The following is a 2208-nucleotide window of genomic DNA, read 5'->3' as shown; positions in this document are numbered from 1 at the left end:
AAACCCATTACCAATTCCGTATACTAATACCTCTAATGGCCAAATCGTCATTGTACGTGTTCAGGATATCAACACGGGATGTTATGATACTACGACTTTAGAATTAGTTGTAGAGCAGGCACCAATAGCCAATACACCAACACCACTTACCTATTGTGATCCAGACAGTGATGGATTTGGAGTTTTTGATTTAACCAGTAAGGATATAGAGATTACTGGAGGCGACCCAAGTTTAACGGTAAGTTACCATGAGACTATGGCCGATGCCGATAATAATGTGAACGCCTTAGCGAGTCCTTATAACAATATTGTAGAAGACCAGCAAACGGTTTATGTTCGTGTAGAGAGCTCTACCATAGCGACCAACTGTGCGACACTGGTAGAATTAGTATTAATCGTTAATCCAACACCGCAACTGGGAGCAGCACCAACGGCTTTAGAGATATGTGATGATTTATCTGCAGATGGTTTTGGTCAGTTTGATCTAACGAGTAAGGAAGGTGAGATTTTACAGAATTTAGCAGATCCTACGCAATACACAGTGACTTATTATGAGACTGAGCTAAATGCTGATACACCAAGTAATGCGATTGTCAACCCAGCCAACTACACCAATACTACGGCTTTTAATCAAACCATTTGGATTCGTGTGGAGGATTTAGATCCAGCAACAGCTTGTTATAAGCTTACCACCATGGAGCTGATTGTAAATGCACTTCCTGTTTTGGTGCAACCAGCACCACTGGCGTTATGTGATGATAATAATCCAGGCGATGAGATGGAAGCCTTTACATTGGAAGCTGCCACGGATGAGATTCTCAACGGACAAACCGGAATCAGTCTGACTTACTATGAGACACAGGCCGATGCTGATGCAGGCGTAAATCCCATATCAAGTCCGTATACCAATATCGTAAACCCACAAACTATTTTTGTACGAGCAACCAATGATGTGACTGGCTGTTTTGTAAGCACTACAGCAACGATTTTACTACGAGTAAACCCAATACCATCACCAACCCCTCCAACAGATTTAGAGGTTTGTGATTTGGATAATGATGGTTTTGAGAGTTTTGATTTAGAAACACGCACGCTGGAGATTATAGGTGGTGAATTAGATACTGCTGTGACCTACCATGAAACGCAGGAAGATGCAGAGACAGGTGATAATGCACTTTTAAGTCCGTACACCAACATTGTAATCAACCAGCAAACGATTTATATTCGTCTTACCAATACCGTTACGGGATGTTATAATGCATCAGAAACCTTAACGATTCGCGTATTACCTTCACCAGAGGTTCCTGTAGATATAGAAGAGTATGTAATTTGTGATACCAATGCCGATGGCATTGCTCAGTTTGATTTAACCACCAAAGATGCTGAGATATTAGGAACTCAAAGTGATGTTACTTTAAGCTATCACGTAACACAGGCCGATGCAGCAACAGGAAATAACCCTATAGCTAATGTGGGGAACTATACCAATACCAGTAACCCACAAACGATTTATGTGCACTTATCAAGTGATACTAATGGTTGTGTCGATACAGGTCAATTTGAGATTCGTGTCGAGTTACCACCAGTAGCCGTTCAACCAAGTCCGTTAGAATTATGTGATGATGAGCTGGCGGATGAGATTACAGTTTTTGATTTAACGCAAAAGGATAATGAGATTACAGCAGGTGAGGCAAGCTGGAGTGTGAGTTACTATGAAACTCAGGCAGATGCCAGCGGACAAACCAATGCTGTAGATGCGCAGGCCTATACCAATACTTCTATAGGAGGAGCACCAGCAAACCCACAAACGCTGTATGCTGTAGTGACCGATACTGATACGGGTTGTACAGACCAGGTTACTTTAACCATACGCGTATTACCAAATCCTACACCAACTACGGTATTACCAGAGCTTATACTTTGTGATGATATCAATCCAGGTGATATGGAAGAGGTCTTTGATTTAACCACCAATGAGGTCCTGCTTTTAAATGGAGAGACAGGTGTCACGCCAAGTTATCATGAAGATCAGGATGATGCTATTGATGGGATTAATGCTATAGCAGATCCAACAATGTATACCAATACAAGCACACCACAGGTGATTTATGTACGTGTGACTAATGATATTACCGGTTGTTTTACAGTGGTAGACTTCACGCTTATCGTTAACCCATTACCAGAGGTTGTTGCGGTGAGTGATTTTAT

General features: G+C 41.7%; 1 pseudogene. It reads left to right on the top strand.

Features of this window, described 5'->3' with window-relative positions:
• Window positions 1-2208 (top strand): annotated as a pseudogene (locus N4270_RS17010) (hypothetical protein); the annotation flags it as partial.

The sequence above is a fragment of the Psychroserpens sp. SPM9 genome, from assembly GCF_025153525.1.
Lineage (GTDB): Bacteria > Bacteroidota > Bacteroidia > Flavobacteriales > Flavobacteriaceae > Psychroserpens.
This window is presented reverse-complemented; position numbering and strand designations above follow the sequence as displayed.